14 protein-coding genes and 1 pseudogene are annotated in these 23091 nt (G+C 61.6%); 12 read left to right on the top strand and 3 right to left on the bottom strand.

All coding sequences use genetic code 11. From position 1 onward, the window contains the following. Positions 1 to 56: 56 nt before the first annotated feature. The 5 genes from ASU23_RS17470 to ASU23_RS17450 all read left to right on the top strand — a co-directional run bounded on the left by ASU23_RS17470 (position 57) and on the right by ASU23_RS17450 (position 7243). A complete protein-coding gene (locus tag ASU23_RS17470) occupies positions 57 to 950 on the top strand; it encodes a LysR family transcriptional regulator ArgP (protein WP_030536105.1) in 894 nt (297 codons plus the stop codon). Between the two features lie 132 nt (positions 951 to 1082). Further along, positions 1083 to 2555, top strand: coding sequence for a class I adenylate-forming enzyme family protein (locus ASU23_RS17465; RefSeq protein ID WP_054826947.1), 1473 nt, complete (start codon positions 1083 to 1085; stop codon positions 2553 to 2555). Positions 2556 to 2640: 85 nt separating this feature from the next. Further along, positions 2641 to 4488: a DUF3556 domain-containing protein gene (locus ASU23_RS17460; RefSeq protein ID WP_042451545.1), complete on the top strand. Its 1848-nt coding sequence runs from the start codon at positions 2641 to 2643 to the stop codon at positions 4486 to 4488. After that, positions 4485 to 5918, top strand: coding sequence for an NAD(P)/FAD-dependent oxidoreductase (locus ASU23_RS17455; protein ID WP_030536102.1), 1434 nt, complete (start codon positions 4485 to 4487; stop codon positions 5916 to 5918). Before ASU23_RS17460 ends, ASU23_RS17455 begins: the two co-directional genes overlap by 4 nt. 35 nt (positions 5919 to 5953) lie before the next feature. Continuing rightward, on the top strand, positions 5954 to 7243 hold the full coding sequence (locus ASU23_RS17450) for a CdaR family transcriptional regulator (RefSeq protein WP_030536101.1): 1290 nt from the start codon (positions 5954 to 5956) through the stop codon (positions 7241 to 7243). 112 nt (positions 7244 to 7355) lie between these two features. On the opposite strand, the pseudogene ASU23_RS33465 reads toward ASU23_RS17450, so the two are convergent. Next, a pseudogene (locus tag ASU23_RS33465) lies at positions 7356 to 8645 on the bottom strand (DUF222 domain-containing protein); the annotation flags it as partial. A 116-nt stretch (positions 8646 to 8761) separates the two neighbouring features. Between ASU23_RS33465 and ASU23_RS17445 the strand changes: the two are divergent. The 7 genes from ASU23_RS17445 to ASU23_RS17415 all read left to right on the top strand — a co-directional run bounded on the left by ASU23_RS17445 (position 8762) and on the right by ASU23_RS17415 (position 20253). Continuing rightward, positions 8762 to 10069, top strand: coding sequence for an SWIM zinc finger family protein (locus ASU23_RS17445; protein WP_039973158.1), 1308 nt, complete (start codon positions 8762 to 8764; stop codon positions 10067 to 10069). Further along, on the top strand, positions 10066 to 11550 hold the full coding sequence (locus ASU23_RS17440) for a DUF5691 domain-containing protein (protein ID WP_058038354.1): 1485 nt from the start codon (positions 10066 to 10068) through the stop codon (positions 11548 to 11550). Before ASU23_RS17445 ends, ASU23_RS17440 begins: the two co-directional genes overlap by 4 nt. A 59-nt stretch (positions 11551 to 11609) precedes the next feature. Then, the gene (locus ASU23_RS17435; RefSeq protein ID WP_050656937.1) at positions 11610 to 12680 is read left to right on the top strand and encodes an AAA family ATPase; all 1071 of its coding nucleotides are present in this window, start codon (positions 11610 to 11612) and stop codon (positions 12678 to 12680) included. Next, entirely contained in the window at positions 12677 to 14863 is a 2187-nt protein-coding gene (locus ASU23_RS17430) for a DUF5682 family protein (protein WP_082661414.1), read from the top strand. The genes ASU23_RS17435 and ASU23_RS17430 overlap by 4 nt, the downstream gene beginning before the upstream one ends. Further along, positions 14860 to 16023 (top strand): VWA domain-containing protein, encoded by a 1164-nt coding sequence (locus tag ASU23_RS17425; RefSeq protein WP_047269390.1) that lies wholly within the window; start codon positions 14860 to 14862, stop codon positions 16021 to 16023. Before ASU23_RS17430 ends, ASU23_RS17425 begins: the two co-directional genes overlap by 4 nt. Positions 16024 to 16065: 42 nt before the next feature. Further along, complete coding sequence (locus ASU23_RS17420) at positions 16066 to 17688, top strand: MFS transporter (RefSeq protein ID WP_058038352.1); 1623 nt, start codon at positions 16066 to 16068, stop codon at positions 17686 to 17688. Positions 17689 to 17925: 237 nt separating this feature from the next. Continuing rightward, complete coding sequence (locus tag ASU23_RS17415; protein ID WP_058038351.1) at positions 17926 to 20253, top strand: bifunctional diguanylate cyclase/phosphodiesterase; 2328 nt, start codon at positions 17926 to 17928, stop codon at positions 20251 to 20253. Between the two features lies 1 nt (position 20254). Here the strand turns inward: ASU23_RS17415 and ASU23_RS17410 are convergent, their stop codons facing one another. Further along, positions 20255 to 21379 (bottom strand): GGDEF domain-containing protein, encoded by a 1125-nt coding sequence (locus tag ASU23_RS17410; protein ID WP_253741379.1) that lies wholly within the window; start codon positions 21377 to 21379, stop codon positions 20255 to 20257. A 121-nt stretch (positions 21380 to 21500) separates the two neighbouring features. After that, a complete protein-coding gene (locus tag ASU23_RS17405) occupies positions 21501 to 22940 on the bottom strand; it encodes an amino acid permease (protein ID WP_058038349.1) in 1440 nt (479 codons plus the stop codon). Between the last annotated feature and the right edge of the window lie 151 nt (positions 22941 to 23091).

Raw genomic sequence — 23091 nt, 5'->3', positions numbered from 1 at the left:
GGATTTCAGTCAGTCCAGCTAATGATTCTTAGGATGCATCAGAGTAGCTTCAGATTATGTTGGATTTCGAGCAACTGAGGGCATTGCACGCCGCGGTCGACGAGGGAACCTTCGAGGCGGCGGCGCGGAAGTTACACATCACGCCTTCGGCGGTCAGCCAACGAATCAAAGGTCTCGAGACCTCGGTTGGCCGGATCCTGGTGCAGCGCACCAAACCCATCCGGGTCACCGATTCGGGGAGAGAAGTCCTGCGTCTTGCCCGTCAGATAGACGCACTGTCGCGTGACACCGTGCGAGAACTCGGCCTTGAAAATGGTTCAGGGATGTTTGCACGCGTCTCGATCGCGGTCAATGCCGATTCGCTGTCCACCTGGGTTCTCGGGGCCCTCGCGGAGTTCACGCAAGAAGTCAGTTTCGATTTTCATCTCGACGATCAAGACCACACCACTGAACTACTGCGCGACGGTTCGGTCATGGCTGCCGTCACCTCTGTTGCGTCACCGATTCAAGGGTGTACCTCCAGCCGTTTGGGCATCATGCGGTATCGGCCGATGGCGAGTGCGGAGTTCTGCCGTCGTTGGTTCGCAGACGGTGTCACGGCCGAATCCCTTTCGGAGGCGCCGCTGGTTGTGTTCAATCGCAAGGATCTACTGCAGGATCGCTACCTCGATCAAAAGGTCGGCCACCCCGCCGATCCGCCCCGTCATCTTGTTCCTTCATCGGCAGACTTCGCGGACGCCGTCAGGCGGGGATACGGCTGGGGATTGATACCGGACCTGCAGCGCGGCGACGACGATCGCTCCGGCGTGCTGATCGGATTCGATCCGGACTTCGTGGACGACGTTCCGCTGTACTGGCAGCAGTGGAAACTGTCGTCACCTGTCTTGCGCCGGATCTCCGAGGTGGTGACCAGACGCGCCCACGAGGTGTTGCATCAGCCGTCGAACTGATGCATACCGTACGTGTGGTGTTGTGCTCAGGGAACAAAGAACCTGGACAAGTTGATCCCCTGGGACCGTTTCTTCGGCCGCAGGACGCCGATAGTGTTTTGAGTCACACACGAATGAAAGGTGCTGACTCTCGTGGCGAACATCGGATATCTGGCTTGGGATCTTGCAGAGAAGTACGGGCAGAAGCCGTGCTTGCGGGACGACCACGTCGAACTCACGTATGAAGAGTTCGCAGATCGCACGGAAGCTGTTGCCGCGCAATTGGCTGGACTCGGAATCGGCCTCGGTGACGTGGTGGCGATCATGCTGCCCAATCGCGTCGAGTTGCTGATCGCGATCATGGCTGCCTGGCGCATCGGTGCTGCCGCTACACCCATCAATCCGATGTTCACCGCGAACGAAGCGGACTACCAGATCGCGGACTCCGGGGCCGAGTTGGTCATCACCGCCACTGCCGACGCACCCTCGGGCGGCCGCGCAGTGTTGGCCGTCGAGGATCTGGCGACAGTGCCGCCGACCGATCCCCGACCCGGAATCGATGTTGCAGCAGACGATCTGGCGTTGCTCATCTACACCAGCGGCTCCACCGGACGGCCCAAGGGAGTGATGCTGACTCATGCCAACCTGCAGTTCATGGCTTCGTCGATGGGCAAGAACATCGGTGTTACCGGCGCGGATCACTGCCTGCTGATTCTGCCGCTGTTCCATGTCAACGCGATCTGCGTCAGCGTCTTGACGCCCTTACTTGTCGGCGGACAGGTGAGTGTCACCGGGAAGTTCTCGGTTTCGAGATTCTTCGACGACGTCGCGCGGCTTCGCCCCACGTATTTCTCGGCGGTGCCGGCAATCTACGCGATGCTGACCTCACAGCCGGAAGACCCTTCGATCGACACGTCGTCCTTGAGGTTTGCCGTGTGCGGTGCGGCGCCGATCAGCAAGGAACTCCTCGAACGCGCTGAGCAGCGTTTCGGTTTCGTGATCGTGGAAGGTTACGGACTCACCGAGGGGACCTGTGCGTCGGCCTGCAATCCTGTGGACGGCGTGCGCAAACTCGGTACGGTCGGCCCGGCGTTGCCCGGCCAGCAGATTTCCATTCTTGCCGAGGACGGAACCTTTGCGCCCGCCGGGACTGCCGGAGAGGTGGTCATCAAGGGTGGCAACGTGATGCGTGGCTATCTGGGTAAGCCGGAGGAAACTGCGAAGACCGTCAAGGATGGTTGGTTGCATACCGGTGACGTCGGAGTCCTCGACGAGGACGGCTACCTGACCCTGGTCGATCGCATCAAGGACATGATCATCCGTGGGGGAGAGAACATCTACCCCAAGGAGATCGAAAACTCGCTCGCTACGCACCCTTCCGTGCTCGAGGCAGCCGTCATCGGCGCTCCGCACCAGGTCTACGGAGAGGTGCCAGTTGCCTATGTTGTCGCCTACCCCGATGCGCCCGTCACCGAAGACGAACTGCTCGAACATGTCACGGCCTTGCTCACCCGAGTAAAGGTGCCAGTGGCGATCTACGTCGTCGATGCGCTTCCCCGAAACCCGGTGGGCAAGATCGACAAACCTGGAATGAGACGAGCTCTGAGCGCAACTCCCGCTCACTAGTCACTTCCCCGTAGTACCAGCACAACTCGACGACGTCCGTCGAGTCGATCCGTCATGCCCACATTCCGTATTTCAGGAGCACATCATGGGATTCAAAGAAGGAAACTTCCCTCCCGTCGATCCGGCAACGTTCATGGACAAGCCGTTTCTCGAGCGTCTGCGTGACATGTCCACGCACTGGGTGGATTACGGCTTCGGTACGCCGAAGATGGTCCACACCGTCTACATCATGAAACTGTTGTTCCTTTACCTGGCAGCTGGAACAGCCGTTGCCACTTTGACTTCCGGCCTCTCGTGGTTCGACATCGGATCGTGGTGGAACCAGCCGATCGTCTACCAGAAACTCATCATCTGGACGATGATGCTCGAGATGCTGGGCTTGGCAGGATCCTGGGGGCCGCTCGCCGGCCACTTCAAGCCGATGACCGGTGGAGTTCTCTACTGGCTCCGCCCCGGCACCATTCGTCTGCCACCGTGGCCGGGCAAAGTGCCGCTCACCTCGGGTGACACCCGCACGGTGTTCGACGTCTTCATCTATGTCGCCGCAGTCGCCAATCTCCTTGTTGCCGCTGTTCTCCCCGGTGTTCACACCACAGGAATCGACTCGGCAATCGCTGACAATGCCGGACTGGTGCGCCCGACGGTCTTGTACTCCTTCCTGGTACTCATGGTGATTCTCGGGTTGCGGGACAAGGTGCCCTTCATCGCTGCCCGTAGTGAGCAGTACCTGCCGGCGATCTTCTTCTTCACATTCCTGCCGTTCGTCGACATGATCCTGGCGCTCAAACTGCTGATCGTCATGGTGTGGATCGGTGCCGGTGTCTCGAAGTTCGGTCGCCATTTCTCGCTGGTGGTTCCTCCGATGCTCAGCAATACCCCGTGGATCCCGTCGAAGAAGATCAAGCGCGCCCACTACCGGAATTTCCCGGAGGATCTGCGGCCTTCACACCTGGGCGGCGGCGTCGCACACGTGGCCGGAACGATGGTCGAAATCGTCACCCCGTTGATACTGCTGTTCTCGACGAACAAAACCCTCACGATCCTCGCCGTGATCCTCATGGTCGGATTCCATCTGTTCATCGCGTCGACCTTCCCGCTTGCCGTCCCACTCGAATGGAATCTTCTGTTCGCCTACGCCTCGGTCTTTCTGTTCCTGGGATTCCCGGCATGGGACGGCTACGGACTCGGCGCCATGTCCTCACCGTGGATTACCGCGGGAATTGTTGCAGCCCTTGCCTTCTTCCCCATCCTCGGAAACCTTCGACCCGATCTGGTGTCCTTCCTGCCGTCGATGCGCCAGTACGCCGGCAACTGGGCATCCGCGACGTGGGCATTCGCGCCGGGCGCTGAAGCCAAGATCGACCAGTTCATCAAGCGTCCGTCGCCGGATACGCGCAATCAGTTGATGACGATGTACCCCGAAGATGTGTCCGATGTCGTTCTGCATCAGCTGTTGGGCTGGCGTTCCATGCACAGCCAGGGGCGTGCGCTGTTCTCTCTGATGATCAGGCACCTCGGCGACGACATCAACACGTACTCACTGCGGGAAGCAGAGTTCATGTGCAACTCCATCGTCGCCTTCAACTTCGGTGACGGGCACCTGCACGACGCGAAGTTGATCGCAGCCATTCAGCGTCGCTGCAATTTCGCACCCGGTGAGTTCCTGGTGACCTGGATCGAATCGCAGCCCATCCACAAGGGAACGCAGGAGTACCAGGTGATCGATGCCGCTCTCGGTGTCATCGAACGAGGTACTTTCAAGGTCGCCGACGCAGTCGCCGAACAGCCGTGGTTGCCGAACGGGCCCATTCCGTTCGACGTTCAGTGGACACTGGACGTACGGGCCGACCGCGCGGCAACGGATCCGCAGGTTGTCTCCGAACCGAAGATGCGTACGAGGGTCAGCGGTAGCGAGCAAGAGGTGAGTAAGTGACAAAGGCCGTAGTCGTCGGCAGCGGGCCCAATGGGCTCGCTGCCGCGGTACACCTCGCACGTAGCGGTGTGGACGTGCAGGTGCTCGAGGCTGCCGACCAGATCGGCGGAGGCACCCGCTCCGGTCCGATCGACGTGCCGGGGTTGATCCATGATCACTGCTCGGCGTTTCACCCGATGGGTATCGGCTCGCCGTACCTGTCCAAGCTGGACCTCGAGCGATACGGGCTGATCTGGAGATGGGCAGAGGTGGACTGCGCGCATCCGCTCGACAACGGGGACGCCGGGGTCCTGTACCGCTCGCTGGAGCAGACGGCTGCGGGGCTCGGCGCTGACGGGCCTCGATGGCAACGCATGTTCGGTGACTTGTCGACTGGGTTCGATGCGCTGGCGTCCGATCTGATGCGCCCGATCGTCAATGTTCCGCACCATCCGCTGCGGCTCGCAGCTTTCGGTCCGCGAGCGCTGCTTCCGGCAACGGTGACCGCCAAACTGTGGAAGACGGACAAGGGGAAGGCGCTGTTCGGCGGGGTTGCCGCACACGCCTTCTATCCACTCAACCGTCCGGCCACCTCGGCGGTGGGATTGATGATCACTGCTGCTGGTCACCGCTACGGTTGGCCGGTTGCCGAGGGAGGTTCGCGGTCGATCACCGACGCGATGGCTGCGATGCTCCTCGATCACGGCGGCAAGATCGACACCGGCGTTCGGGTTCGTACGGCCTCCGAGATTCCGGACGCCGATGTTGTTCTGCTGGATGTCAATCCGGGGGGTGCGCTCGAAATTCTGGGCGATCGACTCCCTGGTCGAGTGGCGAGGGCCTATCGAAAGTTCAAGCAGGCTCCCGGAGCATTCAAGGTCGATTTTGCGATCGAAGGTCATGTGCCGTGGACCAATCCGGACTGTGCTCGGGCCGGAACTGTCCATCTGGCAGGTGGTTTCGACGAAATCGTGGCCGCTGAGCGTGAGACGAATTCAGGCCGTATGCCGGACCGGCCGTTCGTGCTCCTAGGTCAGCAATACCTGGCTGATCCCACCCGATCCGCCGGGAACGTTCATCCTCTGTATGCCTATGCGCACGTGCCTCACGGTTACGCCGGCGACGCTACGGAGGCGATCATCCGTCAGATCGAGAGGTTTGCGCCAGGATTCCGGGAGCAGATCGTCGCGACGTCGAGCAGTGGTACAGCTGACCTGGCAGAGGACAATCCGAATCAGGTAGGCGGCGACATCATCGGAGGTGCCAACACCGAACTGCAGGTTGTCTTGCGTCCGCGCGTCGCAGTCGATCCGTACAGCACGGGGATCGCGGGCACTTACCTGTGCTCGGCCTCGACCCCGCCGGGTGCCGGAGCACATGGAATGTGCGGGTACAACGCAGCCGAATCGGCTCTGAAGTACCTGCGACGAAAGGGTGCGGAAGTTCTGTGAGTAGTCCATCGCACAAGGAGCGAGGCGCCGGTGCGATGCGGCGCCTCGCCCGAGTGCCTGCAGCCGCGGAGCCGGAAGTGCTTGCGGTGGTTGCCGAGTTGGCACGACGACTCGACGAGCGCAGCGCCGACATCGCGCGTGAGATGGCCTTCATGATGGCTCACGAAATCGACCAATTGGATGCAGACGCCAAATTGCTCGAAATGCTCGAGGCCAGCGTGCAGGGAAACATCACGACGATCATCCACGTATTGGCCAACGACATTCCGATCGATCATCTCCAACCCACCACTGCTGCAGTGGAATACGCTCTGCGTCTGGCGCAGCGGGATGTCCCGTCCAACTCCCTTGTCCGGGCCTATCACATGGGCCAAGGCGATCTGATGCGGATATGCCACGACGAGATCAGCACACTGGATATTCCGGCGCGACTCACTTTGGCTGTCCTGAAACACACTTCGGACGTGGTCTACAGCTACATCGACTGGATCACGCTCTACGTCTTCGACGCGTACGAGCGGGAACGCAGTCGATGGATGGCAGCGCAGGGAAACCTCCATTCCGCCGCAATCCACGCCCTCCTGTCCGGCACCAACGCAGATACCGCTGCTTTCGAAGCGGAGACCGGGTACCGCCTGGGTCAGAACCACGTCGCCCTGGTGGTCTGGTCGACGTGGGATGCCGACGTCATGGGCATCAATACGCTGGACCGACTCGTACGTGATCTCGGCGCAGCGGCGGGAGCGGACAAGCCGCCGATCATCACCGCCATCGATCGGCGCACGGTGTGGGCGTGGCTGCCGTTCGGTCGCCGGGTGCCTGCGCCGGATCCGGAGGTTCTCGCGGCGGCAGTGCCGTTGGACGGCGGGGCGCGGGTGGCAATCGGACTGCCGGGGTCAGGGGTCGACGGTTTCAAACGGTCCCACGAACAGGCAACCGCCGCCTATTCGGTTGCTGCCGTCCCGGATACACCGCAGCGACCTGTGGTGAGCTTCGGAGACCGCGGCGTCGCTGTGGTTTCACTTCTGTCCGAGAACATCGATTCGACGAAGTCGTGGGTCTGGGAGGTGCTTGGCCCGTTGGCGGAAGATACGCCCTCTGCTGCATCCTTGCGGACGACGTTGAGTGTGTACTTTGCACATGGTGAAAGTCATCTGCACACTGCCAATCACATGAATCTGCACCGGAATACGGTGAAGTATCGCATCAACAAGGCGCTCGGCGATCCAGTTGCTGCCGGCCGAGACAAGTTGGATCTTGCTCTGGCCCTGCAGGTTTGTGAGTTGTTGGGCAGATCGGTCTTGCGCCCCGCGCGAACGTCGTGAGTTGTGGAAAGTTGTGGACGCGCCACGGCCTGTGGGCTCCGTATCGGGTTTTGATGTCCGATGCGGAGCCTGGCCGTGTTCTGTTGTCGCCAAAGAGGTTTGACCCCTCAGGTTTGAAGGTGGTGTTCGCGGGCCGCGGTTGCTGCCCGGGGTCGATCGAGGGCGGCGGGACGAACCAGGGTTTGTTGTCGACACCGATGCGGATTTCCCATTTCCCGACGAACCCGGATTTTCGGTGCATCAATCGATGATGTGAACGGCACAGCAGCACCAGGTTGTTCATCACCGTCGGGCCGCCGTTCGCCCAGTGCCGGATATGGTGCGCATCAGTCCACGGCGGTACACACGTGCAGCCGGGGAACGCGCAGCCTTTGTCTCGGGCGATCAACGCCACTCGCTGCTCCGCGGTCACCAACCGTTTCCCGGGTTGCGCATCCAAGGGCGCGCCGTGATCGTCGAGCAGGACGGTGGAGAGGAAACAATCGCATCCGAGAAGTCGGGTCTGCGACACCGAGAGTGGCCCGAGCCAGGGCATGTGCCCGACATCAAGATCCGACGCAGACTCTTCACCATCAGAAGAGGCGGCGCAGTCTCGGTGCTCGGCCAGATCCCGTGCGTTGATGTGCACGTTCACGTGCGGGCGTTGCCCACCATCGAAACCGGTTTTGGCGCAATCGAGATAGCGGCGGATCAGTTCGGTGAACCCGTCGGCAGTTCGTTTCGCTGCCGACCGAGAATCCGGGGTTCCATCGGGTGCCGGGGTGGGCATCGTCAGATTCGACAACGCCGACAACAACATTTCACCGGTCAGGGCGTCGAAATCCCCACGCACCACCACCCGACCGTTCAATGTCGAGGCGATCCGCAACTCGTTGAGATCGACATCCTCGGCGGGCGGGATCTCGTCCGATTCGAACAACCGCTCCAAGGTCGCGATCACGTTCCGCACCTTCGTCGTCGTCGCCTCAACACCCGACGCAGCAGCCAACAGTAGGTCGATACAACGAGGGAGCGCTTCGTCCGGCATGCCTTTCGGTGGTGACTCACAGAACGCCACGATCAACACGGCATGATCGAACGAGCAATCCCCGCCATCGAACCGAGCAGCCACCGCCGGAAACGGCCGCAAAGCAGCACCCAACGCGGCGATCTTCTTCCCGTCCCGAACCTGCAGCATCGTATTCGCCGCCAACCACGCACCCACCCCGCGGCTGGCAATCACCTGATCATCCGGGCGCGTCGACAACTCGTCCACCACCGCCACTCGAACGGCTTCCAGGCGCAGAATCTCCGCACTCGCCTCGACAGCAGCAGCGCGCAACTCGGCAGCAGTCAACCGCCACAACCGTCCGCGTAACCCCACCGCAGAACCCGACACCACGTCCGACAACAAGACACTCATTGAATCCCCCGATCCCCTCCCCAAATCATATTCGAATATGTGTTCGAGCCAAGGGGTTATTCACCAACGAATCGGCCTGACTCTGTGATGTCAGCGGGTTGTCATACTGTGGTCGAGTGACTTCGCCGTGGACAGCTGGGCAGGTGGCGTCGGTAGCTCCCGACGCCGCATCGCTGGCCGCTGCGCGCAAGTTGGCTGGTTCGTGGAGCCATGCCGGCAACAGGGGTCTCGCGCTCTGGGGGCTGTGTCAGGGCAGCGGCTCGAAGCCGTATCAAGCAGTGGTCGACCTGAGGGGCCCTGCATACAAGTGCTCGTGCCCCAGTCGAAAGTTTCCGTGCAAACATGCTCTGGGGCTGCTGGTGGAATGGTCGGAAGGGCGTGTGCCGTCGGCGGACGAGCCCGCCGACTTCGCGGCAGAGTGGTTGTTGCGCCGCGAGGAGAAGGCCGAGACCCGCGGCGAAAGGGCTGAGACCGGCGACGAGGCTCCCAAGAGGGCTCCCGACCCGGCGACAGCGCAGAAGCGCGCCGACCGCGTTGCGAGCGGTCTCGTCGAATTGGACCTGTGGATCACCGATCAGATTCGCAGTGGTCTGGCAGCGATGGACACATCCTGGGCGGGCTTCGACGCAGTAGCTGCTCGAATGGTGGATGCTCAGGCGCCTGGTGTCGCAGGCACACTTCGAGCCTTGGCGGGCACCGTTGCGTCTACCGAGAACTGGCCCGAGACAGTCCTCGACGAGTTGGCTCGGTTGCACCTGCTGGTTGCTGCGCATCAGAAGCTGTCCGAGTTGCCGGAAGATCTTGCCTATTCGGTGAAAGCACACGTCGGCTATCCGGTCTCAACCGAGAGTGTGATGGAATCGATTCCGGTGAAAGAGAACTGGATGATTCTCGGTTCCGGGATCACCGAGGAGAAGCGACTGTTCACCCGAACGGTGTGGATGCTCGGCAGGAATTCGAAGCGGTGGGCCATGCTGCTCGACTTCTCCCACGGGTCGGCCAATTTTGCCACCGAAACGCCGCCAGTCGGGTTTCTGCTCAACGCCGATGTTCATTTCTATCCTGGTGCCGCGGCATTGCGGGCGCGGATAGGGGTCACGCACGGAGAACCGGAGCCCTTCACAACCATGCCGTTCGGAAGCATCGACACTGCGTTGCAGCAGTTTACCGATGCCCTCGCCGCGGATCCATGGTTGCGCTCGTGGCCGGCAGTGATCAGTTCGGTGGTCCCGTCGTTCGTCGACGGATCATGGTTTGTCGTCGACGAATCGGGCACAGCGCTTCGGGCAGAGGGTGATTCGGATCTTCTGTGGAAGTTGCTCGGCATTTCCGGCGGTTACCCGGTCACAGTCTGCGGAACGTGGAACGCGCTGGCTCTTACTCCGATCTCGGTTTTCACGGGAGGGCAGGTGATCGTGCTGTGAGTACATTGATCTCAGCGGCGCTCCTTGGGACAGCTAGAACAGCAACAACATTCGAGGAGCTGCCGACTGAAGTGCGTGGCTACGCTCGCGAACTCGACGGCGATCCTGCCGAGATGCTTCTCGCAGGAGCAGCGTTGGAGAGGGCGTACCGCCGTGGTGGTGCGGGCTCCACCACGGCGGCGGTGCCGACACCTGCGCCAGACGATGTTCGATTCACGCTGCCGGAATCCTCATCGGCGCATCTGCTGTCGATGCTCGCGGCCAAGGCGACCTTGCTCGACGAATGGTTCGCAGTCGCGTTGGAGCACAATTACCGTGCGCCTGATCATCTGGTCGCCGAGTTGCTTTCTTTCGCACGTGCAAGTGAAGCTCACCGGGAGAGCATCCTGCAGATTGTCGGCGAGCGTGGTCGATGGCTTGCCGCGCAAAACCTCGAGTGGAGCAAACTCGTCCGAACCAGGGATGCCAACCCGGACGTGTGGCGTCACGGAAGTTCGTCGCAGCGCACACAGTGGCTGATAGACACTCGTCGAACAGATCCCGCGCTGGCGCTGGCCGAACTCCGAAAGTCCTGGGGCACCGAGCGGGGCGAACAGAAGGCTGCCTTCGTCGCGGCGCTGGCAAACGGACTGAGTGCGGATGATCAACCATTGTTGGAGGAAGCCCTCGACGACCGTCGCAAGGACGTGCGACGCGCGGCAGTGGAAGTACTCGGACAACTCCCCGAATCGGAGTTCGGGGAGAGAATGGCTGCTCGGGTTCGGAAATGGGTGCGGGTGGAAAGGAAACTCGTTCGGTCCACGCTCGTCATCGTCCCGCCTGAGGAAGTCGATTCAGCGGCGAGGCGAGACGGCATCGAAGACCGGCCGAATCCACACACCGACTATCGTGCCGAGTATGTGCGTCAGGCGATCGGTTCTGCGCCGTTGTCTCTGTGGAACAACATGATCGGTGGACCAGGCAAGGTCTTGGGGATGAGCGTTGACGAAAGCTGGGAGCCGATCCTTCACGACGCGTGGTCCACCGCCGCAGTCGCGCAGAACAATACGGAATGGGCGCTGGAACTCTTTCGTATGCGCGGCACCGCCACCGATCGACGCGTGCTCCCGTTGGTGCCGGCCAAGGCGCTGGCTGATCTGTTGAGGTCCGGAAACGGCGACGCCAACGTTCTGCACCCGGGCCGGGCAGCGATCTACGACGCTCTGCGAGGTCCATGGCCCGAGGACATCACCCGGGCAGTGGTAGCCCAGTGGGAACGAGTTGCGGCCAGACGTGCCGACGGAGGCGCCAAGGCCGGCGAATTCTCACGCTACAAGTACGTCGCATCGCTGCGCCTGGCCGAGACTCGATTTCCTTACAGCGCAGTAACTTTGCTGGAGCGTGCGGCGGAGCGTGCTCGTGACCCCGACTGGCGGCAAACCTTCGCCAGAACTGCCAGTGCCATCACCCACCGCAAGACTCTGCTCGAGGAGCTCAAGTGACTGACAGCGTAACCGTGCCCACCACGGAACCGGAAAAGCTCGCGCAACCGGCAAAGCTGATGCGGCCCCACGCAGAGCAGGAGTACGCGCTCGAACTCGAAGCACTGGCCGCGCAGGATGCTCGTCCGCGTCCACCGTCGTGGAACTTGTCGCCCTGGGCCGTCGTGACGTATCTGTTGGGTGGCACTCTCGACGACGGAACCGTCATTTCGCCGAAGTACGTCGGTCCACGGCGGTTGATGGAAGTGGCCGTCGCAACTCTTGCCACCGACCGGGCGCTACTGCTGTTGGGGGTTCCCGGTACGGCCAAGACCTGGGTCTCCGAACACCTTTCGGCCGCAATCTCGGGTGCGTCGACGCTCCTGGTTCAAGGCACGTCGGGTACGCCCGAGGAAGCTATCCGCTACGGCTGGAACTACGCACGTCTTCTCTCCGAGGGTCCGACCGCCGGTGCGCTGGTGCCTTCTCCCGTGATGACGGCGATGGAAACCGGGAAGATCGCCCGCGTCGAAGAGTTGACGCGTATCCCGGCCGACGTGCAGGACGCTCTCATCACCATTCTCTCCGAGAAGACGTTGCCGGTGCCGGAACTGGGCATCGAGGTGCAGGCAGCCAAGGGCTTCAATCTGATCGCTACCGCCAACGATCGCGATCGCGGTGTCAACGATCTGTCGTCCGCACTGCGTCGACGGTTCAATACCGTAGTCCTCCCGTTGCCGGCCAGCGAGGAAGACGAGGTGGCCATAGTGGCACGTCGAGTCGAACAGCTGGGCGCAGCACTGGAATTGCCGACAACCCCCGCAGCAGCCGAGGAAATTCGCCGGGTCGTCACCGTGTTCCGGGAACTGCGATCAGGCACGACCACCGACGGCCGCACCAAGTTGAAGTCCCCGTCCGGAACTCTGTCGACGGCGGAGGCGATCTCGGTGGTCACCAACGGTTTGGCGTTGTCTGCGCATTTCGGGGACGGCGTACTGCGGGCATCCGACGTCGCTGCCGGAATCCTGGGTTCGGTGATCAAGGATCCGGTCGCAGACAAGGTGGTGTGGAACGAGTACCTCGAGGCAGTAGTGCGTGAACGCGGCGAGTGGTCCGACTTCTACCGGGCGTGCCGCGAGGTCACCGGGTGACCATCGTGATTCCGGACCTGCGTGTCCGGGTCTTCGGTATCCGTCACCACGGCCCGGGATCTGCTCGTTCGGTTCGGCAGGGTCTGGAAGAGTTCTCGCCTGACGTCGTCCTGATCGAAGGGCCTTCGGACGCAGACCCGTTGGTGATGCTGGCGGCGTCGGAATCGATGGAACCACCGATTGCGTTGCTCGCGTACGCCACTGGCGAGCCGTCGAAGGCGGCCTTCTGGCCGTTTGCGGTGTTCTCACCCGAATGGCAAGCGCTGCAGTGGGCTGCGAAGAACGTTGTGCAGGCACGGTTCTGCGATCTGCCCGCCTTCAACGTGTTGGCGGATCAGGGGATTCGTACTGTCCGCGAGGGCGATCCTCTGTCGGAACTGGCCGCGGCCGCGGGTTTCGACGACACCGAGCGCTGGTGGGATTCGGTGATCGAATCGAGCTCGGGCGCAGATTCTTTCGATGCGATCACCGAGGCGATGGAGGCGCTGCGTGAGACAGTGCCGATCGACGAGGAGACAGCGCATCGCGAAGCGTACATGCGTCAGGTGCTGCGAAAGACGTTGAAAGATGGCGCTGAGCGGGTAGCGGTCGTCTGCGGAGCCTGGCACGCGCCGGCGTTGGTCGGAGCCTTGGGGCCGGCGGCACCCGATGCTCGCATCCTCAAAGGAATGTCCAAGGTCAAGACCTCGCTGACCTGGGTTCCCTGGACTCACTCACGCCTGGCGTCGGCATCGGGTTACGGCGCCGGAATCACCTCGCCGGGCTGGTATCACCACCTGTTCACTGCGAACGACAAGACGATCACGCGGTGGCTCACCAAAGTTGCGCGGGTGCTCAGGGACGAGGACCTTCCGATCTCGAGTGCTCACGTCATCGAAGCTGTCCGGTTGGCAGATACGTTGGCGGCAATGCGTTCTCGACCCTTGGCGGGATTGTCGGAGGTCACCGAGGCAACGAGGTCGGTGATGTGCGACGGGAACGACGTTCTTCTGGATCTGATCACGCGAAGATTGGTTGTGGGCGAAGCGCTGGGCGCGGTGCCCGAGGAAACGCCGACAGTCCCACTCGAAGCAGACCTGCGCGCACGCTCGAAGACCTTGCGGCTCAGACAACAAGCGGGAGCAAAGACTCTCGATCTGGACCTGCGACGCGACATCGACGTCGAGCGTTCCCAGTTCCTGCACCGACTGGGGATCCTCGAGATCGATTGGGGAACCCCGGCCGACAGTGAGGTCCGTTCCACCGGAACGTTCCGGGAGACTTGGGCGCTGCAATGGAAGCCCGAATTCTCGGTCTCGGTGATCGAGGCGTCGCTGTGGGGCACGACGGTGGCTGCAGCGGCAACATCACGTGTCGTCTCGAAGATCAACGAGCCGGACATCTCTCTCGCGTCACTGATCGGACTACTGGAGAACTCGCTCCTGGCGAACCTGCCGGCAGCGTTGTCCGCTGTGCTGGAAAGTGTGAAAACGGTGGCGGCACTAGATCATGACGTGTCGCACCTGATGGCGGCGCTGCCCACGCTGACGCGAACGCTGCGGTACGGCGATGTGCGCGGAACCGACGTGTCGGCATTGGTCGACGTCGCCGACAGCTTGTTGATCCGCATTTGCACCGGCCTCGCAGTCGCCGTCACGGGCCTGGACGATCCCAGTGCCGAGGAGTTTCGCGAACACCTCGACAAGGTTCACTCGGCAGTCATGGTTCGTGACGATCGCGATGCGAGCGCACGGTGGCTGCAGGCCATGGCCGGCGTGATCGACCGTGACGACGTCAACGGATTACTCGTCGGACGGTTGGTGCGGCTACTGCGCGACAGCGGTTCGATCACGGAAACCGCTGCAGCCCAGCGCTTGTCTCGGGCCCTGTCCGTGGGAAGCACGCCGACCGCCAAAGCCGGGTGGGTCGACGGGTTTCTCGGTGGAGGAGGGCTTGTGCTCGTTCACGATCGAGCGTTGCTCACGCTGATCGACACGTGGGTTCGCCAACTTCGTGAGCAGGACTTCATCGACACGCTTCCACTGCTTCGACGTACGTTCGGAGCGTTCGAGGCGGGGGAGCGTCGAGCGATCGGTCAGGCGGTCAGAGGTGGACGACGCGTAGAAACGACAGTGGAGACCGATGCTCGACGCGGCAGAGCGGCAATGGCGGTCGTTGCGGACATCTTGGGGGTGGGCGCATGAGCGACGACGATCAGCGCCTTCGACGCTGGAGACTGATGCTCGGGGAATCCGCCGAAGAATCGACGGGTGGGCTGGGCCAACCGGGCGAGCGTCGAATGGATGCAGCTCTTGCCGCACTCTACGATTCGTCCGGCCCGACCAAGGGGCGACGCCGCTCAGCCGGATTGGGGGCGTCGGCTCCGTCCGTCGCCAGATGGCTCGGCGATATCCGGACGTACTTTCCCAGCACGGTGGTGCAGGTGATGCAGAAGGACGCGATCGACCGACTGGGTTTGGCGCAGTTGCTGCTCGAACCGGAACTGCTCGATGCCGTCGAGCCCGATGTGCATCTGGTCGGGACGCTGCTGAGCCTCAACCAGGTCATGCCGGAGGCCAGCAAGGCAACTGCTCGAATGGTCGTCGGCAAGGTGGTTCGGGAAGTCGAAGAGCGAATCGCGCAGAAAACGAAGGCCGCGGTGACCGGGGCTCTCAATCGTTCGGCCAGAACGTCGAATCCGAAGTTGCGTGACATCGACTGGGACCGAACCATCCGAGCAAATCTGTCGCACTACCTTCCGGAGTATCGAACCGTCGTCCCCGAGCGGCTCGTCGGATACGGCCGCAAGTCGAAATCCGTGCAGCGCGACGTAGTCCTGGCGATCGACCAATCGGGTTCGATGGCGTCCAGCGTCGTCTACGCATCCGTGTTCGGCGCGGTGTTGGCGTCGATGCAGGCGCTGAAGACTTCGCTCGTGGTTTTCGACACTGCCGTCGTCGACTTGACGGACAAACTGTCCGACCCAGTCGACGTCCTTTTCGGGACCCAACTTGGTGGGGGCACGGACATCAACCGCGCAATCGCGTACAGCCAGTCACTGATCTCGCGTCCTGCCGAGTCGATGTTCGTTCTGATCTCGGACCTCTACGAGGGCGGTATTCGCAACGAGATGTTGCGCCGCATGGCCGCCATGAAGAACTCCGGCGTTCAAGTCGTGGTTCTACTGGCACTCTCGGACGACGGGGCACCGTCGTTCGATCACGACAATGCAGCGTCGCTGAGTGCCCTCGGGATTCCCGCGTTTGCGTGCACGCCGGACAAGTTTCCGGAACTGCTGGCGGTGGCTCTGGAACGCGGGGACGTGTCGGCTTGGGCGGATCAGCTCAGCCTCGAACAGCACTGACCGGTCTGCTTCGAGGACCTGAACACCGGGTACACCCGCACGATGGGTGACGGACAGGTTGCTGGTTCGACTACGCAGGCGGGTTCAGGACTGGTTCTCACGGTGTTGGCATCCAGCCAATTCCTGATGACCTTGGACAGTTCGGTCATGAACGTTTCGATGGCAACCGTCGCCGAGGACGTCGGCACGAGCATCACCGGCATTCAAACCGCGATCACGCTGTACACCCTGGTCATGGCGACGCTGATGATCACGGGCAGCAAGCTGGGGTCGATGATGGGTCGTCGCCGAGCCTTCGCGGTCGGCTTGATCATCTACGGCGCAGGTTCTCTGACAACGGCGCTCGCTCCCAATCTTGCGGTTCTGCTGATCGGATGGTCGTTCCTCGAAGGCGTCGGTGCGGCACTCATCATGCCCGCGATCGTCGCGCTCGTCGCCACCAACTTTCCGGCGCAGAAGCGCCCGGCTGCCTACGGTCTGGTCGCTGCCGCCGGCGCGATGGCCGTGGCGGTCGGGCCGCTGATCGGCGGCGCCGCGACGACATTTGCGTCATGGCGTTACGTGTTCGTCGGCGAAGTCGTGATCGTTGTCCTGATCTTGCTGGTGCTGAGCAAGGTGGTCGACGTCCCACCGTCGAAGTCGCGCCTCGATTACGTCGGATCGATCTTGTCCGTGGTCGGGCTGGGCATGATCGTCTTCGGCGTACTGCGCTCGAGCGAGTGGGGTTGGGTGCAGGCCAAACCCGACGGACCGCAGCTGGTCGGGCTTTCCCCGGTGGTGTGGCTGCTGATCGCCGGGCTCCTGGTCGTGTACGGATTCCTGCGCTGGGAGGGACGCCTGGCCGCTGCGGGGAAGGAGCCGTTGCTTGATCCGGCGATGCTGCGAAACCGCGAGCTCAGTGGCGGACTTTCCATGTTCTTCGCGCAGTTTCTGGTCCAGGCGGGCGTGTTCTTTGCGGTCCCGTTGTTCTTGTCCGTAGTTCTGGAGCTCAGTGCCCTGGAGACGGGAGTTCGCATCCTGCCGTTGTCGGCGGCGCTCGTGTTGGCTGCCATCGGTATTCCGAAGCTGCGGCCTACCGCGAACCCGCGGCGCGTGGTCCGAGTCGGATTGTTGGTCATGGTCGTCGGCATCTTGATGCTCGTGGCGGGCATGGACCCCGGAGCCGACGCGGCGGTCGTGATGATCCCCATGCTGTTCATGGGTTTCGGCTTGGGCTGTCTGTCTTCACAGCTCGGAGCGGTTACCGTGTCGGCGGTCCCGGACGACCGCAGTACCGAGGTCGGCGGGCTGCAGAACACTGCCACGAACCTGGGCGCCTCATTGGGAACCGCGCTGATCGGGTCTGTTCTCATTGCCACTCTCTCGAGCTCTGCGATTGCCGGGATCGAAGACAACCCGGCGGTTCCGACCTCGGTGCAGCAGCAAGCGAGCACCGACCTGGCCTCGGGCGTGCCGTTCCTGTCGACGACGCAACTTCGATCAGCTCTCGGTGACGCCGGCGTCGCCGAGTCGACGGCGGACGCGATCGTGGGTGTGAACGAAGACGCCAGGCTGGACGCGTTGCGTGTCGCCTTTGCCGTGGCTGCGCTGCTCGCGATCGCAGCGTTGTTCCCGACCGCTCGAATCCCTAGCGTCGCAGTCGGCGACAAACGTGGGTCGAGCTAAGAATCAGCAATCGCGGATCGACCTGGAAGATCGAGGGATCGACCTCTGGATATAGTGATCTGCGCACAATCGATTCGTCAGATGGCTACCGTTGTGAAGGAAACAAGCAGCGAGTCTGAAACACTGACGTTTCACCGGATAAGGGTTCGGTGGGGAGCCAGGGGAGGTTCGGATGGCCAGGCGAGCGGATTCGACGCCCGCTGATGGCGCCTGCGCAGATGTCGGGATGCCTCGCTGATGAACCGTCCGAGTCGATTGGGCAGGCAAGATCCTGCTTCGGAGGCCGACTGCAACAGCCTGTTTCGCCGTCAGATAGACGAAGCTGCAGCCGTCGCGCCGTTCGCCAATCTTGCGTACATGGCGAGTTTGGTCGTGATTCTGACCTACACCGTCCCGCCCGGACGTCAGACGCTCAGGTGGTTGGGTGGCGCCCTCATCTTTCTCGTCCTCGCGAATTCGATCCGAGTATGGATTCCCCTTCGCTGGCGACCGTCGAAGCACACCCCGCGCTACGACTACGTGGGTCTGCTCGTCGAAGTGATCGTGGTCGCGACCCTCGACGTCACACTTTTCGCTCTGCTCTTTCACGACATGGACGTCTTCCGCGACTTGGTTCTGATCGCGACGATGGCCGGGATCATGGGCGCCGGGACCGTGACGTTCTCGAGTCTGAGATCGGTGAGCCTGACCTGGATCTACATTCACGGCCTCGGCGTCTTCACTGTTCTCGTCGTCCACGCCGAACCCCACTTTCGCATACTTGCGATTCAGTTGTGCATCTACATGTTTGCGCTCACCGTAGGGGCGGTCTATCTGTCGGCCTCTTTCCAGAGACGTTGTCTCGCAGAGTTTCAGGCGGAATCCGAGCGTCAGACTGTGGCGTTGTTGCTCGACGGTTTCGAGGGCGGTTCTCGCGACTGGCTGTGGGAGTGCGACACCAACGGCCGGTTCTCCCACACCTCGGCACGTCTCGCCGAGGTCGCAGGTATGACGGTGGACGAGTTGCAGCAACTCACCTTCGGACAACTCCTCACCAGACTCCAGATCGCATCGAGTCCGGAGGGGCGTGCGGCCGCGGCCCAGATGATCGACAAACTCGAATCGAGTGCTCCCTTCCGGGACACTGTCGTGCCGGTGCATGTCGACGGTAGGCGACGCTGGTGGTCTCTTTCCGGCAATCCACGGGTCCTCGAATCCGGCGTGATTCTGGGTTGGCGCGGTGTCGGTTCCGACATCACGGAGAGGTATGTCCACGAGCAGGAGATCCTTCGCCTTGCGGCCACCGACTCGTTGACCGGGTTGCCGAACCGTCGTGCGTTCGGAGTGGCGCTCGAGGAAGCGATCGACTCCCGCGCGCCGGAGAAGCAGGTTCTCGTCGGGATTCTCGACCTCGACAACTTCAAATCGGTGAACGACACCCTTGGCCATCCGATCGGGGACCAATTACTTCTCGAAGTCACGAAACGCCTTCGCGACGTGATCGGTTCGGACATGTGCTCGCGGATGGGCGGTGACGAATTCGGGCTGATCGTCTGCACGTCTTCGCGCGACGATCCCGGTGTGATCTTCGATCGGTACCTGGAAGTGCTGCACGAACCATTCTTTGTCGAAGGCAATCGGATCGAAGTGCGGGCCACGATCGGTTACTCGAGCGCGCCCGAGGATTCGACGGACGCCGACGGATTGGTGATGCTGGCGGATCTGGCTCTGTACGAGGCGAAGTCGACGGGACGCAATCGAGTGGGCAAGTTCTCACCGCTGCTGCGGGCGAGGGCATCGGCGCGGGCGACGGCGTTGCACGAGCTGGACAGAGGGATCGAGGAAGGGCAGTTCGATCTCCATTACCAGCCTCAGGTCGACACTCAGACCGGTGAAGTGGTGGCCTTCGAGGCTCTTCTTCGGTGGAACCATCCCAGCCGCGGCCTCATCGGGCCCAGCCAGTTCATCTCGGTGGCGGAGGAAACCGGAATGATCATTCCCCTCGGCGCGCAGGCAATGGCGATGGCGACCGCCGCTGCTGCGGGGTGGCCGACCGGAATTGGCGTCTCGGTCAACGTTTCACCAGTGCAGTTGGTGTCGCGAGAGTTCGGTGCGATGGTGAAGAAAGCGCTGACGGATTCGGGCTTGCCTCCGCAACTGCTGCAGCTCGAAATCACCGAGACAGGTGTTGTGGACGATCGCGCGATCCGGGATCTCTACAAGCTGCGTGAGCTCGGGGTCACCGTCGCACTCGACGATTTCGGCACCGGCTATTCGTCCTTCGCCACGCTCCAGAGACTTCCAATCGACGTTCTCAAGATCGATCGCATGCTGGTCACCGACTCGGACGATCCGAAGATGTCCGTGGTGAAGTCCATTGTCGAATTGGCCGCGGCCCTCGGTATGAAATCGTTGGCCGAGGGCGTGGAGACCATCGAGCAGTTCCGCCGCGTCCAGTGGGTCGGGTGTGACCTGGTCCAGGGTTACCACATCAGCAAGGCTCTGACCGCTGAGCGCGTCGATGTGTATCTTGCCGCGACGGACACGGAAACCGGGCGCAGCGTCCACCCACTTACGTGGCTGTGAATCAGATCTGAGCCGAGCGGATCGTATTACCGCCTGCCGCTTTCGCTTGATACATCATCGAATCCGCGACATTTGTCGCCGCCAGGATTGCGGAAGCACCGCCGCTCCACGCCTTCGATTCGGCGGTCATCATCACCGCTCCGACGCTCACCGTTGTGGGGATCGCGTCGGAACAATCCGACAGCGCGGCGTTTATCCCGTCGATCAACAGGGTTGTCGATTCGGGATCGCCGGCGATGACGGCCAGGTATTCTTCCCCGCCGGTTCGAGCGATGACTCCGCGTTCGCCGAGATGTGTGCTCAATCGGTTCGCGGTTCTCCTGATGACATGATCGCCTTCGGCATGACCGTGAAGATCATTCACCGTTTTGAATTCGTCGATATCGACGACGATGAAGGCGAGAGATGAAGAATCGTCTCGGGCGCTCTCGAAGAGATCGCCGACTGCCCCTTCCAGTCCCCGACGGTTGAACAGTCCAGTGAGGGGATCCCGGTCCGAATACTGGGCATCGCGGTAGAGAGTGCGCCAAGTCAGGTGCGCAAAAATGGGAACGAGTGTGACAGCTCCGAAAAGAACGGTGCCGCGGGCCAGAAGCGTCGTGATATCGACGTCGCCTTCCAGATATGCAAGAACGAAAACGGTGGTCGTGACGGTCGTCGACCAAACGACATGAGCGACAAGCCACTTTGCGCTGACAAAAAGCGTCGCAAAGGTTCCGGTGACCGCGAAGACGATGCAACCGAACGTCCCGGACGAGCGATCCGGCACCAGGAGGACGGCAGCCGCGATCCCGAGATCTGCGAATATTCCGAATGCAAGCAACCCCCGGCGTCCGGGAAACGGTTGTGTGAACCAGCATGCGGCGATTCCCACACACGTACAGATCATGAAAATCGAAAGAGCTTTGCCGGGTGTGGTCGGCGGCGTATCCGGACCGATCAATTTGTAGAAAGCGGACAGTCCGAAGATGATCGTCATCATTCCGAGCAAGGTTCGAAAGATCGGAATGATTGCCCGGCCGGATCTCTGGTGCTTTATCCACTCGTAGTCGTGTGGTTCGTTGAACCATTCGTGAAGTGTTCGCCAAGAACTGTGCCCCTCGGAGGCGATGACAGGGCTCGGCATGCTGTCCATTTTGCCTTGAATTTAGGTAAAGAGAAAATCTATGTTCGACCGCTTCCATCGGATCGGCTCTTTTCGGGGAAGAGGTTCAATTATCGAGTCGAGCGCTTACTCGATGCTTGTTTCAAGCCTTCTTCGAACTGCTGTGTGCGTTGTTCGAGGCGGTCGCGAACGATCCGACTTTTCGCGTACGAGACTTTCTCACGCCGTAAGCGGCGAGGATGACCCCCAGCGCGACCAGGCTTTGGACGAATTCCGCGCGCGTGGGTTCGTTGAGCCCCATTCCCACCAGGATCACGAGAATCAGACCAGTGACCACTATCGGCAGGCCGGGATACAACCAGACACGGAATTTCAGAATCTCGGGGCTTTCGCGTTCCCATCGGCGTCGGAGGCGTAGTTCGGATACACAGATCAGGATGTAAACGAACAAGCAGATTGCGCCCGACGAATTCACGAGGAACAAGAAAATCGTATCCGGCCAGATGTAGCCGGCCGCGATACAGAAGTACCCGGCCACGGTGCAGGCGAGTACGCCCTTCACCGGCACGCCGCGGCTGTTGGTCCGTGTCATCCAGGCCGGCGCGTCGTTGTAGACGGAGAGTGCGAAGAGCATCCGTGACGCCGTGTACAGGCCGGAATTGAGGCAGGACAGCACCGCGACCAGAACCACGAGATTGAGAATGTCGGCGGCGCCGGGAATTCCGAGCAGGTCGAGTGCGGAGATGAACGGAGAATCGCCGACGACGAACGAATCCCACGGCAGCATCGTCACGAGGAGGAAGGTGGCGACAACGAAGAAGGCGAGAATGCGGAAGACGACCGTGTTCGTGGCCCGCCTGATCGCTCCGGCAGGTTCGGCGGATTCCGCTGCGGCGATCGTGACAAGCTCGGCTCCGGTCATGGAGAAGATCACGGCGACAACGCCCACCAGTACGGGGGTGAAGCCGTTCGGCAGAAATCCTCCGTGGCCGGTCAGATTGCTGAAATCGACTTCATTGCCGGGCCAGATGCCGAAGACGAACAGACTGCCGAGCACGATGAAGCCGATGATGACGGCGACCTTGATACCCGCAAACCAGTATTCAGCCTCGCCGAAGTTGCTGACGGAGAGAAGATTGACCCCGGTCATCACCAACAGGAGTACCGCTGACATGAGCCAGCGCGGGACACCATGGATCCACCGGGAGAGCAAGGTTGCTCCGACGACGGATTCGATGCCGACGACGATCACCCAGAAATACCAGTAGAGCCAGCCAGTGGTGAAACCCGCCCAGTCGCCCAACGCCATGCGGGCGTATTCGGTGAACGATCCCGTACACGGCTTGGCCACGGCCATTTCGCCGAGCATGCGCATCACCAGGAACACGATGATCCCGCAGATCGCGCACGTGATGACTGCGCCGGGGCCGGCCTGGTTGATGATTCCGCTCAGACCGACGAAGAAACCGGCGCCGATGACGCCGCCCATGGAAAGCATGGTCAGGTGGCGCTTCTTCAAGCCTGTTTTGAGTGTCGAATGAACGCTGGCGGCTTCGGCTGTTTCGGTGCTGCTGTCGGGCATCTGGGCTCAGCTCCTATTGCATAACGCGATCAGTTCTTTCGGAGAGACGCTAAGCTCATCGTGTGATCCAGAACATGGACTTGATGTACAAATCTGAACTGGAAACTGTCAGTTCTGTCCACTGCCTTTCTATTCACTGCCCTCGGAGGTT

This window comes from Rhodococcus sp. KB6, assembly GCF_001445685.1.
GTDB classification, from domain to species: domain Bacteria; phylum Actinomycetota; class Actinomycetes; order Mycobacteriales; family Mycobacteriaceae; genus Rhodococcus_F; species Rhodococcus_F qingshengii.
Note: the sequence above shows the minus strand (reverse complement) of the source record. Positions and strands in the feature narration are given on the sequence as shown.